Genomic DNA, 14,337 nt, shown 5'->3' on the forward strand with positions numbered 1-14,337 from the left:
ATATACATGGCGAGAATTCAGCAAACGTTCCTTAATGAAAAGCCGTGGCCCATCTACGTTTCAGTGGAGCCATGGCCGCATTGTTTTGAACTGCTGCCAGGTGAAAAGCTAACATTGGCGTGGGATGCTCCCGAAACTGGCGACGCAGCACAAATTGAATTGATCAGCGATAAGGAGATCGTCGTTTGGCCGGAAGGCGACATCGACGCCATAGAATACTACATCAATGACGTGCCTGCTAAGGATCGTAGTTACGATTTTAAATATCCAATTGTCCTGCCGCCGAAACCTCCCGGCCTGTGGTCTGCTTTTAAAGGTATTTTTCGCTAATCCCAGTGGCAATAAATGGTCGCAAGCTTCCGTCCTCATCCCGTCATGCCGGGCTTGACCCGACATCCCGCTGCGAGCGCGACCCAACCAAGGCCGCACCCCGTCTGTCCTATTCGGCCGGTCCATGATTTACTCCGGCCATGAACAGCCCCCCCCCCCTCAAGCACGCACGTCCAGAATTGTCGCGCCGCTGTCGCGTCCCTGTCGCCTGACTGTCGCGTCGGTGGTGCGGGATGATGACCCTGATCGTGACCCAAGTGTCGCGTCACAGGCGCATGGGTGTCGCGTCGCGGGCGCGTCACAGGCGCAAAAGGCCCAAAATGGCCCGACGACACTGTGAACTTCGGGCCGAAATAAACTGTCGCGTCATCCGCCCCGACACGCTGACCCTCAAGGCGGCAAATTCGCGCTGTCCTACACCGCACCCCTCCGCCATAATGCGGACGGCTCTTTGACCTGTCGGATATGACCGCGCGTCGTGGAGAGCGCCCCTACCGCTTGCGCGTCAATTCCCGCATCGCCTCGTCCAGCCCCTCCAAGGTCAGCGGATACATGCGCTCGTTCATCAGGTCGCGGATGATGCGGGTGGACTGGCTATAGCCCCAATGTTCCGCCGGCGCGGGGTTGAGCCACACGGTCGCGGGATAGGTATGGGTGACGCGCTGCAGCCAGACGGCACCGGCTTCCTCGTTCATATGCTCCACCGACCCGCCGGGATGGCTGATCTCATAGGGGCTCATCGCCGCGTCGCCGACGAAGATCACCTTATAGTCATGGCCATATTTGTGCAGCACGTCCCAGGTCGGGGTGCGCTCGGCAAAGCGGCGGCGATTATCCTTCCACACGCCTTCATAGAGGCAGTTGTGGAAGTAGAAGAATTCCATATTCTTGAATTCGCTGGTCGCGGCGGAAAACAGCTCCTCGCACAGCTTGATATGCGGGTCCATCGATCCGCCCACGTCCAGGAACAGCAGCAGCTTGACCGCATTGTGCCGCTCGGGCCGCATCCGGATGTCGAGCCAGCCCTGCCGCGCGGTGCCGCGGATCGTGGCGTCCAGGTCCAGTTCGTCGGCCGCCCCCTCCCGCGCAAAACGCCGCAGCCGGCGCAGCGCCACCTTGATGTTGCGGGTGCCGATCTCGCGATTATTGTCCAGATTGGCGAATTCGCGCTTTTCCCAGACCTTGATCGCGCGCTTGTGCCGGCTTTCCCCGCCGATCCGCACGCCCTCGGGATTATAGCCGCCATGGCCGAAGGGGGATGTGCCGCCGGTGCCGATCCACTTGCTGCCGCCCTGGTGCCGCTCCTTCTGCTCCTCCAGCCGCTCCTTCAGCGTCTTCATGATCTCGTCCCAGTCGCCCAGCGACTTGATCTTCTCCATCTCCTCGGGGCTGAGGAATTTCTCCGCGACCAGCCGCAGCCATTCCTCGGGTATCTCCGCCTCGACCCCGTCTTGACCCAGCAGGCCCTTGAACACTTTGGCAAAAACCTGGTCGAACCGGTCGATCAGCCCCTCATCCTTCACATAGGTGGCGCGGGCGAGATAATAGAAATCCTCGGGCGTGCGGGCGATCACGTCGCGCTCCAGTGCTTCGAGCAGGAGCAGATGCTCCTTGATGCTGGCGGGGATGCCGGCGGCGCGCAGCGCGTCGAGAAAATTGAGCATCATGGTGCCGGTCTTGTCGGCCAGCCGGGCAGGGGATGCAAGCGGTGGCCGGATCGCGTTGGCGAAATATTAAGTGTTGCGCCGCACGGTAAACAAGTCAGTATCCATTGTGACAGTTAAGTTGCGGGGGCAGCTTGGAAAATCGGGATTTGTTGGCTGATCTTGGAGAAAGATCGGGCGACATAGCATTGCAATGCAGCGAAACGGCTGGATTTCTGAGCGAATTAAATCGCCGGATTCAGGGCGATTCGGCGCGCCTGTCTGATTTGCAGGCGAATATGCAGACGCTCGCCGCCAGCCAGAATGAGAGCGTCGTTGCCGCGCAGGAACTGAGCCTGACTGCGGGGCGGGCCGGACGGATCATCGCCGAAGGGCATGATGTCATCACCCTGTCGCTGGGCGAAGTGGCTGGTCTGGTCGAGCATGTCACCGGCATGGAAGGGCATTTGCGCCAGTTTTTGCAGGTGATCGAGGCGGTTGGCGGCATTTCCGACCAGTTGGGGACGATCGCGCGCCAGACCCGGTTGCTCGGCGTCAACGCTGCGATCGAGGCAGCGCGCGGCGGGGCTGCGACAATGGGCTTTGCGGTCGTGGCGGAGGAGATTCGCCGGCTCGCCGAGCAGGCGGCCGAATCCTCCGCATCCGTCGGCAGCAAGCTGGGCCAACTTGACCGGGACGCGCGCCACCTGATCGGTGGGGTTGAGGCCAATATTCAGCGCGGCCGCGACGTCGGCACCCATATCGACCAGTTGCGCCTCTCCATGGCGGAAATAGCGTCGATGGTGACCCAGTTCGGTGTGCGCTCCAACGCGATTGTCACCTGCACCGACGAGGCGGATATTCATGTCGCTGCGCTGGATCAGGGGCTCAGCCTGTTCGGCAGTTCCTCGACCGAAAGTGCGGGCCGGGTCGATATGGCGCGCGGCCAGTTGGAGGCATTGGAAAGCCTGGCCAACGACATGCTCAACACCGCTGCCCATAGTGGGCGCCAGACCCGCAATAGTCGGTATATTGCCCTGGCGGAGGAAGGGGCAGCGGAGGTCGCGGAGCTGATCGACGGGGCGCTGGCGCGGGGCGAATTGGCGGAACAGTCTCTGTTCGACCGGAACTATCGGCCGATTGCCGGGTCCCAGCCGACCCAATATGAAACCGCCTTCACCGGCTTTGCCGATTTGCGCGTGCGTCCCTTGCTTGATCGCCACACGGCGCAGGATGCGGCGATCATTGGGTGTTGCCTCATCGACATGGACGGCTATCTGCCCACCCATATCAGTGCGCGCAGCCAGCCGCAGCGCGTAGCCGACCCGCGCTGGAACATGGAACATGCCCGCAACCGGCAGATATTCATGGATGCCCAGACCCGCCGCGCCCTCGACGGCGACGAGGATTTCTACCTCTTCACCTATCGCCAGGATCTGGGCGAGGGGCGCTATCGGGCGCTGCGCAGCGTGTTCGTGCCGCTGCGCTTCGCCGGGCGCCGCTGGGGCTTGTATGAAGTCGGCTACCTGATCTGATCGACCTGGCCTGATTGAACCGGCCGGATGCCGTGGATCAGCGAAACCAGCACGAAGGAGATGATCATCAGCAGATACCAGGCGCCCAGCTTGGTGAGGCTGACCATTTCCCAGCCATGGCGCTGGCTGGGGTAGGTCCAGGCATTGGCGAAGGTTCCGATATTCTCCGCCAGCCAGATGAACAGCGCGACCAAAAAGAAGCCGAGCAGTAGCGGCATCCGCCGTGGCTCGCGCCAGGGCGTGAACCAGATCCAGGTCCGCCCGAACAGGAGAAACGCGGCGGCAAACAGGGCGATCCGCACATCGGGCAACCAGTGATGGGCGAAGAAATTGATATAGATGGCGCCCGCAAGCAGCGCCGTCGTCCAGACCGGCGGATAGTGGCTGAAACCGAAATCGAAGATGCGCCAGATCCGGGCGATATAGCTGCCGACGGCGGCATACATGAAGCCGGAGAATAGCGGTACCGGGCCGATATGGAGCAGGCTGGCCTCGGGATAGACCCAGCTTCCCGCATGGGTCTTGAACAATTCCATGATGGTGCCGATCAGGTGGAAGGCGCAGATGACCAATGCCTCGCGCGGACTTTCCAGCCTGAGCAGCAGCATCGCGACCTGGATTGCGATCGCCGACAGGGTCAGGAAATCATAGCGATGCAGCGGCGCATCGGCGGGATAGAAGATGTGGGTGCCCAGCAGCAGCGCCAGCATCAGCCCGCCGAACAGGCAGGCCCAGCCCTGCTTGAAGCCGAACAGCAGGAATTCATAGGCCCAGGCGCGTGGCCCCGCCGTGACGCGCACCGATTCCAGATGGGCGCGTATCCGCGCAAAGCGGGTCGCGCCCGTGGAGTGGTTCATGGAGGAGGGGTTTAGCGCGCGGCGCAGCGAGAGGGAATAATGCCTTTGTGGCGGCCGGTCAGCCGACCGCCAGGGGTGGTCAGTGCAACTTGCGGGGCGTCAGGCTTACCGTCACCTCGCCATTGGCGGCATAGACGGCGGTGGCTTCGGCCTGGGCGGTCTGGGGATCCTTGCCATCCAGGATCGCGGCGATCTGGCGACCGCTCGGCACCTTGTCATAGACGCCATAGAGGTCCGTCTGGCCGACCATGTGGATAGACAGCTGATAGCCGACGTCACGGGTAGCCGGATCAAAGGCGAGGACGGTGCCGCTGTCATCGACCGGCACGATGATTGCGCCGTCGCTGTGCCCGGCCTGTTGCAGCATGTCGTAGCTTCCCTCAGCGGTCTGCACGGTGCCGCGGATGCACAGATTGTCCCGGCCTTCGCGCGGGATGCGTACCTCCTGCGGCACGGGTTGGCCAGCCGTGCCGCTGGGCACCATCCTGGTCAGGCGGGCGTCGGTGCTGTCGTCGATGGGACAGGCGCCAAAGCTTGCCGGGCTGGTCGCGTGCAAAGCCGATGCCTCATCGAACTTCAGGCCCGCGAGCATGCCGTCCAGTCCTGCCAGCACTTCGGCGCGGCGCTCGGTCGGGCCGGTGACGCGCAGTTTCACCATCCAGCGTCCAGCATGGGCGAACGCGGCTGCGGTGGTCAGTGCGCCATCGGCGGCATCGTCATAGACGGCGCGGATCGCGGTGCCCGCGCGGCCGCCAGCCACGACGCTGTCATAGGCGGTGCGATGGGTCTTGCCGCCAAACCGCTCCATCACCGCCTTGTCGGTCATATAGGCGGCCAACGAAGCATCGGCATAGGCGGGGAGATAGATGTAGAGGGTCGCCTGGATGGCGCCATCCTCGGACAGATATTGGGCATAATTGTCGATGCCTTTGCCGCCGTTCGACACCTCGCCACTCTTGGCCAGCGACAGGCTGGCGACCGTCTGCGGCAGGCTGATGCCGGCGGCGGTCGCGCGAATGGCTGTATCGGTAGGCGTCCATGCCTCGATATCGTCCGCCGCGCGCGCCAGCGAGGGCGCAGCCAGGCAGAGGGCCATCGAACACAGGAACAACGCGCTTTTGGGCATTGGCATCCTCTCTCTCGATCCAGACCGTCTTGGCGCGGTCTTGAATGTCAGAGGATCAGGAGAACATGGATTCCAAAGGGGCGCAAGCGACCTTCACGCCACCGGCGGAATTTGTGCGGGATATTGGGGCAATTGGGGGGCGTGACAGACCCATTGCGGCGCAGCAGCGGTCCAGATGACCACTTCGGGCGCCACTCGGGTCGGATCGTCCAGCGCGCCCGCGCGAATGATCGTCAGATGTGGCCGCGATTCGGCCAGGCTGAACAGCGGCGTACCGCAGTTCGGGCAGAAGCCGCGCTTCATCGCATTGCCACTGTCGGCGATGCTGTAGTGCCAGCCCACTGTCCCGCTCGTCGTCACCTTGTCGGTCGGGAAGCAGAGCGCTACCGCCGCCCAGATATTGACAGAGGCGACACCAGCACATCCGCACCGCCATCGGTTCGGCATCTATCGCGATGCGCACCTGTCCACAGAGGCATCCGGCATCATGGGGCATATATCCTTAGCGCCCCTGGCGCCGGGCCATGAAGGCGAGGCGCTCGAACATCATGATGTCCTGCTCATTCTTGAGCAGGGCGCCATGGAGCGGCGGGATCGCCTTGGTCGGGTCGCTATTCTGTAGCACGTCGAGCGGCATGTCCTCGTTGAAGAGGAGCTTGAGCCAGTCGAGAAGTTCGCTGGTGCTGGGCTTTTTCTTCAGGCCTGGGACTTCGCGAATATCGTAGAAAATGTCCATCGCGCGACTGACGAGGACTTTCTGAATGCCAGGAAAATGGACATCGACGATCGCCTGCATCGTCTCGCGGTCGGGGAATTTGATATAGTGGAAGAAGCAGCGTCGCAGGAAGGCGTCGGGCAGTTCCTTCTCGTTGTTCGATGTGATGATGACGACTGGCCGTTCCTTTGCGGCGATCGTCTCGCCGGTCTCATAGACATGGAAGGCCATGCGATCGAGTTCCTGCAACAGGTCGTTGGGAAACTCGATGTCAGCCTTGTCGATCTCGTCGATCAGCAACACGGGCAGGGTGGGCGAGGTGAACGCCTCCCACAGCTTGCCCTTGCGGATATAATTGGCGATGTCATGGACCCGCTCGTCGCCGAGCTGGCCGTCGCGCAGGCGGGCAACGGCATCATATTCATACAGGCCCTGATGCGCCTTGGTCGTCGACTTGACGTTCCATTCGATCAATGGGGCGTCGAGGGCCTTGGCGATTTCCTGCGCCAGCACGGTTTTGCCGGTGCCCGGTTCGCCCTTCACCAGAAGAGGGCGGCGCAGCAGCACTGCGGCATTGACCGCGACCTTCAGATCGTCGGTGGCGACATAATCCTGTGTGCCTTCAAACCGCATGGGCCTCTTCCGCTCCGTTCCACTTTATGGATCGGACTAGGCAAAGCGATGGGCCTGCGCAATGCGTTTGTGCGCTGCGGCAAGCCGGGGGAGCGATGGATCAGCGTTGCTGGCGGCGGATGTCGGCGCGTGCCTGAAGCAAGTCCCACAGTCCGCGATGCTGGGCCAGCAACTGGCGCATGCCGAACTGAATGGCACGGTCGATTGCGGGATCGCCGCCAATCGCGCGTGCGACATTCAACGTGGAACGGCGATCCGGCAGCGCACAGGGGAGCGGCTCGATTCCGGTGCGAAGGGCTGCGATATCGAGCAGTTGCCGGGCCATGCGCCAGTCGAGCACCAGCGCGATCGCTGCCCCCATGGCACAGCCGCGACGGTCGGACTGGGCGAGCATGTCGAGGGCATGGCGTTGTTGGCTGACGATCGCTTCACAATTGCTCTGCCCCGCAGTGCTAGGGGCAGGACCAGCGGCCACTGTAACCTGGGTCAGATAGGCCCGTTCCCGCGCGAAGGCATCGGCGGCGTCGATCAGCCAGCGGCGGGCCGCGTTATCCGCCGAACGGGTAGCCGCATGGTCGATCACGCCAGGATGACGGCCATGCAGAAGGCAGAGATAATAAGCGGCATCGGCAAGATCGGGTAAGGTCAGGGCATCGTCGCTGGACCGTGCATCCTGGCCAGCCCGCATGGCATAACTATGGCCATAGCTCCCATCGGCGAGCAGAAGCGCATCCAGGATCTGCGCAATGTCATCGCCCCGGCGCAGCGCCGTCACTTCGCTCATAGAAATTTCCCTGTAGCCACGGCACATGGGGGCCGTGGGGATAATCTACGCCCGGTATGTAAACGGCGGGTTAAACTTCTCTTGTCGGTGCCGGCGATGCCGCGTGATGGTTGTCGGTCGAACGCACTTATGGCACGTTTTGCAGCCATGAGCATTTCGACATCGCATCATGCAATAGAATCAAGGTCCGCCGAGCGGGAGGCGCAGATCCTTCTGATCGGGTTCGATATTTGGACCGGTGAGATGTATCGCGCGATGCGCCATGTCAGCTTTAGCGGCATGAAGTTCAATATATGTGCTTTGCCAGGACATCATTATAACGCGATCTATCCGCGCCTGCCTGCTGCCTTGTCGGAAACGCGCCCGGATATCGTGCTTCTGGATCTTGCGAGTACAGCCTGTCGTGAGTGGATCGATGTTGGAAACCTAACTGCGCATCTGCATGGCATATTGAAGCTGATTGGCGATTTTGGAGCAAAAGTCGCGTTATTGAACTGGTATGACGTCGATCCAGTCCAGGATAGGGTTCTGGCCACGTTGAACAAGCAGGCGGCGCTGCAGAACCTGCCCGTGCTGGACGTATCGGGTTGGTGGCTGGACATGGAGGCCGGCGTCCTGCCGGTCGATGGAAGGGCATTCAGCATTAGCGATGCGGTGGCTGTGGCGTTGAAGATCGGTGATTTTGTCCGACAATCGGTGATGGTGGCGCCAAAGCCCGAAGGCCTGTCCTATTTGCCTGTGCTCGACCATGTTCAGCATCTGGCTGCGGTCGATGCAGAGGCACCGCTATCGTCGCCGATTGTCGAAGCCGTTGTCAGCGTGCCAGAGCCGGCAGTGATCGCTCCGGTGATCGAAGTCGTGCCGGAATTTGTCCCTGAGGAGCATATTCGGATTGCGTCCGCTGTCCACGCAAAGCAGCGCGTGCTGCTGATCGGGTTCAGTGTTCTGACGGGCGAGATCTATCGTAGCTTTGAAAAATATGCCGCCGATGACGTCGAATTTGTTCTGTTCGGTCTTGGGTCCCATCATTATAATTATCTGCCGCCCCTGCTTCCGCAAATATTGGAAAGAGAAAAGCCCGACATCGTGGTTTTTGATCTTGCCAGTACGCCCTGCCGTGAATGGGCGACCGCCGCAAATATTCGTGAAAATGTCTATGAAATGCTGGCGATGGTGCATGGCATCGGGGCCAGGGCTGGCTTTCTCCATCTGTTTCGCCATGACGTGAAGCCGGGCACCGACTTGTTGATCGGCACAATTAACGAGCTTGCGGCGGAAGCTGCGCTGCCCGTGCTCAATGTGGCGCAGTGGATTGATGATCGGGGTGGGGACGCTGATCACAAGCTGTTGTTCGATGGGGTTCATGCCACGCCCGAGGGGGCCAAGGCCATATCGACCATGATTATCGATTTTGTGCGGGCGGAAATGCTGTCGATGGATCGGCAGGTGAGCTTGGACAATGTTCCGCGCTCAGCCTATCTGGCGCATGTTTCGGCGGTCGAGGCGCCTTATTTGTCCCCCTATGGTTGTACCGGAGACAATTTCTCGAAATATGGCGTCAAGATGCACGTATTGCCTATCCATGAAGGCGCACGCATTCCGATCGATCTGCCCGAAGGCGCCAGCCTGTCGGCAATCTACTTCATTCATGGACCACGATCAGGGGATATCGAGATATCGACCGATCATGAGGTGATCATGACGCATCGCTGCTATGATGCGTGGAGCTATTATGAGCGAGCGATGGTATGTCATGTCGACGTCGCCGGCGCGCGCCGTCTATGGTTCAGGCAATTGCCTGGAGTGCCGGATATTGCCCTGATCAAGGGCAAACAGGATCATGGCCCAAGGATTGGCAAGGTGGGGCATGTGGTCATGTATCGGCCATGATCGACGCGGCCGGACTACTGAAGCTAGCAAAAAAAAGCCCGGTCATCATCTGACCGGGCTTTTTTCTTACTGATCCAGGAAACTGCGCATCTTTCGACTGCGGCTGGGATGCTTCAGCTTACGCAGCGCCTTCGCCTCGATCTGGCGAATACGCTCGCGGGTCACGCTGAACTGCTGGCCCACTTCCTCCAGCGTATGGTCGGTGTTCATGCCGATGCCAAAGCGCATGCGCAGCACGCGCTCCTCGCGCGGGGTGAGGCTGGCAAGGACGCGGGTGACCGTTTCCTTGAGGTTCGCCTGGATCGCCGCGTCGACCGGAATGATCGCGTTCTTGTCCTCGATGAAATCACCCAGATGGCTGTCTTCCTCGTCGCCGATCGGCGTTTCGAGGGAGATCGGCTCCTTGGCGATCTTCATCACCTTGCGCACCTTTTCGAGCGGCATCGACAGGCGCTCGGCCATTTCCTCGGGCGTGGGCTCACGGCCCTGCTCGTGCAGGAACTGGCGGCTGGTGCGGACCAGCTTGTTGATCGTCTCGATCATGTGGACCGGGATGCGGATGGTCCGCGCCTGGTCCGCGATCGAGCGGGTGATTGCCTGACGGATCCACCAGGTCGCATAGGTGCTGAACTTGTAGCCGCGACGATATTCGAACTTATCGACCGCCTTCATCAGGCCGATATTGCCTTCCTGAATAAGATCAAGGAATTGCAGGCCACGGTTCGTATATTTTTTAGCGATGGAGATGACCAGGCGCAGGTTCGCCTCGACCATTTCCTTCTTGGCGATCCGGGCTTCGCGCTCGCCCTTCTGCACCATGTTGACGATGCGACGAAATTCGCTGAGCGACATGCCGGTGGCTTGGGCGATCTCGCCCACTTCTGTCCGGATGCGTTCGACCGCGCGGCCTTCGGCTGCGGCAAAAGCGGCCCATTTCTTGTCGAGGCCCTGCACCTTTTCCATCCAGCCATCGTCCAGCTCATGATTCACATAGCGGTCGAGGAAGTCCTTGCGACTGACTTTATGGCGTTCGGCCAGGCGCAGCATCTGGCCGCCCAGGGCCGTCAGGCGCCGGTTATAGGCATAAAGCTGATCGACCAGATATTCGATCTTCTGCTGGTGGAATTGCACACTCTCGACCTCGGCGGTCAGGCTTTCACGCAATTCCTGATAATTGTCCTCGGCCTTCTGGCTCAGCGTCTCGCCATTGGCCATTGCCAGCATGCGGGCTTCCTGAGCCTTGGAGAAAGCACGGAAAATGTCGGTGATGGTCGCGAACTTCTCTAGCGCCATCGGCTTGAGAGTCTCTTCCATCTGGGCGAGGGACAGAGTGTTGTCCTCTTCCTCTTCCTCTTCGTTACGGCGGGCACGACGTTCGGTACCGTCTTCATCCTCGTCGCCGTCGGCCGATTCTTCCTCGGGCTCTTCCTCTTCCTTGAAGCTGGGACCAGCCGTCTTTTCGCTGATCTCGCCATCATCATCCTCGGCGCCTTCCTCCAGATTTTCCGGAGCGGGATCCTTGGAGAGCATGGCGTCGAGGTCGAGGATCTCGCGCAACTGCATCTCGCCATTGTTGAGCGCAGTCGACCATTCGATGATCGCGTTGAAGGTGGTCGGGCTCTCGCACAGCCCCAGAATCATAGTGTCGCGGCCTGCCTCGATGCGCTTGGCGATGGCGATTTCGCCCTCGCGGCTGAGCAGTTCGACCGCGCCCATTTCGCGCAGATACATGCGGACGGGATCGTCGGTGCGATCGACCGTTTCCTTCTTCTTTTCGGTGACAAGCTTGGGGCCGCCGTCCTCATCGCCCGAATCATCCTCGGCGTCCTCGGCGTCCTCGCGCTCACGCTGCTCGTCGCCATCTTCGCTGGCTTCTTCATTTTCGACGATGTTGACGCCCATCTCGTTGAGCGCGGACATGATGTCCTCGATCTGCTCAGACGACATCTGATCCTGTGGCAGGGCGTCGTTCAACTCGTCATAGGTGATGTAGCCGCGCTTTTTGGCGCGGGCGATCAGCTTCTTGACAGAGGCTTCGTTGAGGTCGAGCAGCGGGGCATCGCCGCCATCCTCGCCATCGCCTGCACCCGCATTCTTGCTGTTCGCCTTGGTCGCCATTTATTCGCCTTAACTGTCGTCGTCCCCATATCGGAAACGATCGATCAAACAATGTCTTCGGACTGCGCCAGTTCCGCCAGTCGGCTGTCGTGATCGGCTTTCAGAGCGCGGATGCGCTGCTGCTCAGCGAAATTTTCTTCGCTAAAGTCGCTCTCGAACCGTCTGGTAGCCTCTGCCAGCGCTGTTTCCAGCTCCGGTCCTTGCGCCATCACCCGGATGGCCTCATCCAGGTCGCGCTGCACGCGACTGGGGTCGGTTGTCATCCTATGTGGGGTGAATGTGAACGTATCGGCCCGGAGCATCCCCTTAGCCATATTATACAAGTCACCTTGCCCCAATATGGTAAGCATGCCCTGTGTTTCAACTGTTTCTTTGCGGAAGGACGCCGCAATCATCGCATCCAGCAATCGTGATAGCGCGGGATCGCCGATTCGCAGGCCTGACAGCGTTTCCCGGTGTGTCACGATCTGTTCGGGATTGCGCAGCAGGCTGGCCAGAATCGCGCGCAGCAGGCGATGCTCCATGCCGTTCGCGCCGATCTCCCGCGCTTCCATTCCGGCGGGCGGGATTGGTGGTTTCCAATTGCCTTTCTTGTCGCGCTGCCAACCGGCGCGGGCACTGCCGCGGCCGCCATTGCCGTGTGGCTGGCGCTGTCCGCCGCCAAAGCGATCAGGACGCGCAAAAAATTGCGCGTCATAGCGTTCGCGAAAGGCGTGGGCATAGTGGGCGCGCACATCGGGATGCTGGATAGAGTCGCTATGGGCGGCTAGCCGCTGTTTAAGTGCGGCCTTCTGCTCTGGGGTGTCGAGCGGTGCGGTCGTCTGCTCATAGTCCCAAAGGCGGTCGACGAGGGGCTGTGCCGCAGCCAGCACGGCGTCCATGGCGCGCGGCCCTTCGGCTCGGATCAGGTCGTCGGGATCCTGGCCGACGGGCAGGGTGGCGAAGGCCAGGCTGTGGCCGGGGCGTAGCAGGGGCAGGGCTCGGGTCGCCGCGCGGATCGCCGCCTTCTGTCCCGCCGAGTCGCCATCGAAGCAGAGGATCGGCACCTCGACCATCTTCCACAGTCGCTCGATCTGATGCTCGGTCAGCGCTGTACCGAGCGGCGCGACTGCGTCGCTGAAACCGGCCTGGGCCAGCGCGATCACGTCCATATAGCCCTCGACCACGATCACCCGGCCGCTTTGTCGGCTGGCGGGGGAGGCGCGATCGATATTGTAGAGCGTGCGTCCCTTGTCGAAGAGAGGGGTGTCGGGCGAGTTCAGATATTTGGGCTCGCCCTGGCCGATGATCCGGCCGCCAAAGGCGATCACCCGGCCGCGAATGTCGCGGATCGGCAGCATCAGCCGACCGCGGAAGCGGTCGTACGTATCGCGTTTTTTGGCTTTGCGGCCATCCTGCTCGGCCCCATCCGGATCGATGAGCAGCCCGGCCTCGACCAGCATCGGCTCGCCAAATTCCTTGAGCGCGCCTTTGAGCTTGCCGCGCGAATCCGGCGAATAACCAAAGCCGAAGGTCCGGCAGGTCGCATCGGTGATGCCGCGCTTTGCGAGATAGGCACGGGCGTCCGCGCCGTCGATGCCGGCCAGTTGCTCCTCGAAAAAGCCCTGCGCTGCGCCCATCGCGTCATGCAGTCCCTTGGCCTGCTCGGCGCGCTTGGCAGCGCGTGGATCGGCGGCAGGCACCTCCATGCCGGCGGTTGCAGCCAATTCCTTCACCGCTTCCATGAAGGGCAGGCCGCGCTGGTCGGTCATCCAGCGGATCGCATCGCCATGCGCGCCGCAACCGAAGCAATGGTAGAAGCCCTTTTCGTCGTTGATCGTGAAGCTGGGCGTCTTCTCGTTATGGAAGGGGCAGCAAGCCTTATATTCGCGGCCTGCCTTCTGCACCTTCACGGTCTTGCCGATCAACGTCGAAAGCGACGTCCGCGCGCGCAATTCGTCCAGCCATTGGGGCGTGAGGGTCATGGATGATGCTCGGGATTTTGCTCACCGCGGCCATCGGAACATTTGAGCATGTAGATCCAGAACGCCATTTATCGAATATGCCCGAACGCGTGCCAGTGTCGAGCGCCGCGCATGCGTTTCTCGACTATGCTCGAAAGGAGCGGAGTAGGGATGGGCCTTCCTCTCCCGCAAACGGGATGGAGATGCTGGAATATGGCTTAGGACAAAGCCGCCTTCACCAGGCCGCTGGCCTTGCTCATGTCGATCACTGCGCCATGGCGTTCCTTGAGCACGGCCATCACCTTGCCCATGTCCTTGACGCTTTCCGCGCCGACTTCGGCCTTGATCGCCTCGATCGCAGCCTTGGTCTCGTCTTCGCTCAACTGCGCAGGCAGGAAGCCCTCGATCACATCCAGTTCGGCCTGTTCCTTGGCGGCTAGTTCGTCGCGGCCGCCGCTCTTGAACATGTCGATCGATTCGCGGCGCTGCTTCACCATCTTCTGCAGCACCTCGACCACGACGGTGTCGTCGTCGGGCACGTTGCTAGCGGTGCGAAGCTCGATGTCCCGATCCTTGAGCTTGGCCAGAATCAGGCGCACGGCAGCCAGCTTTTCCTTATCGCCGGCCTTCATGGATTCCACTTGGGCGCTCTTGATGCTGTCGCGAATCATCGACGAATAAATCCTGTCTCTTGCGGAAAGGAGCAGATATAATGCGAAAAGAGATTTTTAACAGACGTTGACCTTCACGCCTCGCAGGAATA

12 protein-coding genes are annotated in these 14,337 nt (G+C 61.0%); 3 read left to right on the forward strand and 9 right to left on the reverse strand.

The genetic code is table 11. The features are described 5' to 3' along the window. Positions 1 to 6 precede the first annotated feature (6 nt). The gene (locus PMI04_RS08565) at positions 7 to 330 is read left to right on the forward strand and encodes a hypothetical protein (RefSeq protein WP_007714726.1); all 324 of its coding nucleotides are present in this window, start codon (positions 7 to 9) and stop codon (positions 328 to 330) included. A gap of 491 nt (positions 331 to 821) precedes the next feature. Here PMI04_RS08565 and PMI04_RS08570 read toward each other — a convergent pair whose 3' ends face one another. Further along, positions 822 to 1,997 (reverse strand): VWA domain-containing protein, encoded by a 1,176-nt coding sequence (locus PMI04_RS08570; RefSeq protein ID WP_007714722.1) that lies wholly within the window; start codon positions 1,995 to 1,997, stop codon positions 822 to 824. 146 nt (positions 1,998 to 2,143) lie between these two features. On the opposite strand from PMI04_RS08570, the gene PMI04_RS08575 reads away from it, so the two are divergent. After that, positions 2,144 to 3,508 (forward strand): methyl-accepting chemotaxis protein, encoded by a 1,365-nt coding sequence (locus PMI04_RS08575; protein WP_193378319.1) that lies wholly within the window; start codon positions 2,144 to 2,146, stop codon positions 3,506 to 3,508. Here PMI04_RS08575 and PMI04_RS08580 read toward each other — a convergent pair. The 5 genes from PMI04_RS08580 to PMI04_RS08600 all read right to left on the reverse strand — a co-directional run bounded on the left by PMI04_RS08580 (position 3,496) and on the right by PMI04_RS08600 (position 7,623). Beyond that, positions 3,496 to 4,365 (reverse strand): DUF817 domain-containing protein, encoded by an 870-nt coding sequence (locus PMI04_RS08580; RefSeq protein ID WP_007714713.1) that lies wholly within the window; start codon positions 4,363 to 4,365, stop codon positions 3,496 to 3,498. The genes PMI04_RS08575 and PMI04_RS08580 overlap by 13 nt on opposite strands. 79 nt (positions 4,366 to 4,444) lie before the next feature. Continuing rightward, positions 4,445 to 5,491, reverse strand: coding sequence for a hypothetical protein (locus tag PMI04_RS08585; RefSeq protein WP_007714706.1), 1,047 nt, complete (start codon positions 5,489 to 5,491; stop codon positions 4,445 to 4,447). Positions 5,492 to 5,584: 93 nt separating this feature from the next. Then, positions 5,585 to 5,938: a GFA family protein gene (locus PMI04_RS08590; protein WP_238536005.1), complete on the reverse strand. Its 354-nt coding sequence runs from the start codon at positions 5,936 to 5,938 to the stop codon at positions 5,585 to 5,587. A gap of 55 nt (positions 5,939 to 5,993) precedes the next feature. Beyond that, positions 5,994 to 6,839 carry a MoxR family ATPase gene (locus PMI04_RS08595; RefSeq protein ID WP_007714698.1) on the reverse strand — a complete coding sequence of 282 codons (846 nt, stop codon included), beginning with the start codon at positions 6,837 to 6,839 and terminating at the stop codon, positions 5,994 to 5,996. Positions 6,840 to 6,939: 100 nt separating this feature from the next. Next, positions 6,940 to 7,623: a hypothetical protein gene (locus tag PMI04_RS08600; RefSeq protein ID WP_007714694.1), complete on the reverse strand. Its 684-nt coding sequence runs from the start codon at positions 7,621 to 7,623 to the stop codon at positions 6,940 to 6,942. A gap of 129 nt (positions 7,624 to 7,752) precedes the next feature. On the opposite strand from PMI04_RS08600, the gene PMI04_RS08605 reads away from it, so the two are divergent. Then, positions 7,753 to 9,513 carry an SGNH/GDSL hydrolase family protein gene (locus PMI04_RS08605; protein ID WP_157178189.1) on the forward strand — a complete coding sequence of 587 codons (1,761 nt, stop codon included), beginning with the start codon at positions 7,753 to 7,755 and terminating at the stop codon, positions 9,511 to 9,513. A gap of 66 nt (positions 9,514 to 9,579) precedes the next feature. On the opposite strand, the gene rpoD is transcribed toward PMI04_RS08605, so the two are convergent. The 3 genes from rpoD to PMI04_RS08620 all read right to left on the reverse strand — a co-directional run bounded on the left by rpoD (position 9,580) and on the right by PMI04_RS08620 (position 14,245). After that, positions 9,580 to 11,631: an RNA polymerase sigma factor RpoD gene (gene rpoD / locus PMI04_RS08610; protein ID WP_007714688.1), complete on the reverse strand. Its 2,052-nt coding sequence runs from the start codon at positions 11,629 to 11,631 to the stop codon at positions 9,580 to 9,582. 44 nt (positions 11,632 to 11,675) lie between these two features. Then, positions 11,676 to 13,595 (reverse strand): DNA primase, encoded by a 1,920-nt coding sequence (dnaG, locus tag PMI04_RS08615; protein ID WP_007714682.1) that lies wholly within the window; start codon positions 13,593 to 13,595, stop codon positions 11,676 to 11,678. 197 nt (positions 13,596 to 13,792) lie between these two features. After that, a complete protein-coding gene (locus PMI04_RS08620; protein ID WP_007714681.1) occupies positions 13,793 to 14,245 on the reverse strand; it encodes a GatB/YqeY domain-containing protein in 453 nt (150 codons plus the stop codon). Positions 14,246 to 14,337: the final 92 nt, after the last annotated feature.

It is taken from the genome of Sphingobium sp. AP49 (genome assembly GCF_000281715.2).
Lineage (GTDB): Bacteria > Pseudomonadota > Alphaproteobacteria > Sphingomonadales > Sphingomonadaceae > Sphingobium.

Bases quoted from the DNA above. Each gene is read 5' to 3' on its own strand.
- PMI04_RS08565 (WP_007714726.1), top strand. From the start codon at position 7: ATGGCGAGAATTCAGCAAACGTTCCTTAATGAAAAGCCGTGGCCCATC.
- PMI04_RS08570 (WP_007714722.1), bottom strand. From the start codon at position 1,997: ATGATGCTCAATTTTCTCGACGCGCTGCGCGCCGCCGGCATCCCCGCC.
- PMI04_RS08580 (WP_007714713.1), bottom strand. From the start codon at position 4,365: ATGAACCACTCCACGGGCGCGACCCGCTTTGCGCGGATACGCGCCCAT.
- PMI04_RS08585 (WP_007714706.1), bottom strand. From the start codon at position 5,491: ATGCCCAAAAGCGCGTTGTTCCTGTGTTCGATGGCCCTCTGCCTGGCT.
- PMI04_RS08590 (WP_238536005.1), bottom strand. From the start codon at position 5,938: ATGCCGAACCGATGGCGGTGCGGATGTGCTGGTGTCGCCTCTGTCAAT.
- PMI04_RS08595 (WP_007714698.1), bottom strand. From the start codon at position 6,839: ATGCGGTTTGAAGGCACACAGGATTATGTCGCCACCGACGATCTGAAG.
- PMI04_RS08600 (WP_007714694.1), bottom strand. From the start codon at position 7,623: ATGAGCGAAGTGACGGCGCTGCGCCGGGGCGATGACATTGCGCAGATC.
- PMI04_RS08605 (WP_157178189.1), top strand. From the start codon at position 7,753: ATGGCACGTTTTGCAGCCATGAGCATTTCGACATCGCATCATGCAATA.
- rpoD (WP_007714688.1), bottom strand. From the start codon at position 11,631: ATGGCGACCAAGGCGAACAGCAAGAATGCGGGTGCAGGCGATGGCGAG.
- dnaG (WP_007714682.1), bottom strand. From the start codon at position 13,595: ATGACCCTCACGCCCCAATGGCTGGACGAATTGCGCGCGCGGACGTCG.
- PMI04_RS08620 (WP_007714681.1), bottom strand. From the start codon at position 14,245: ATGATTCGCGACAGCATCAAGAGCGCCCAAGTGGAATCCATGAAGGCC.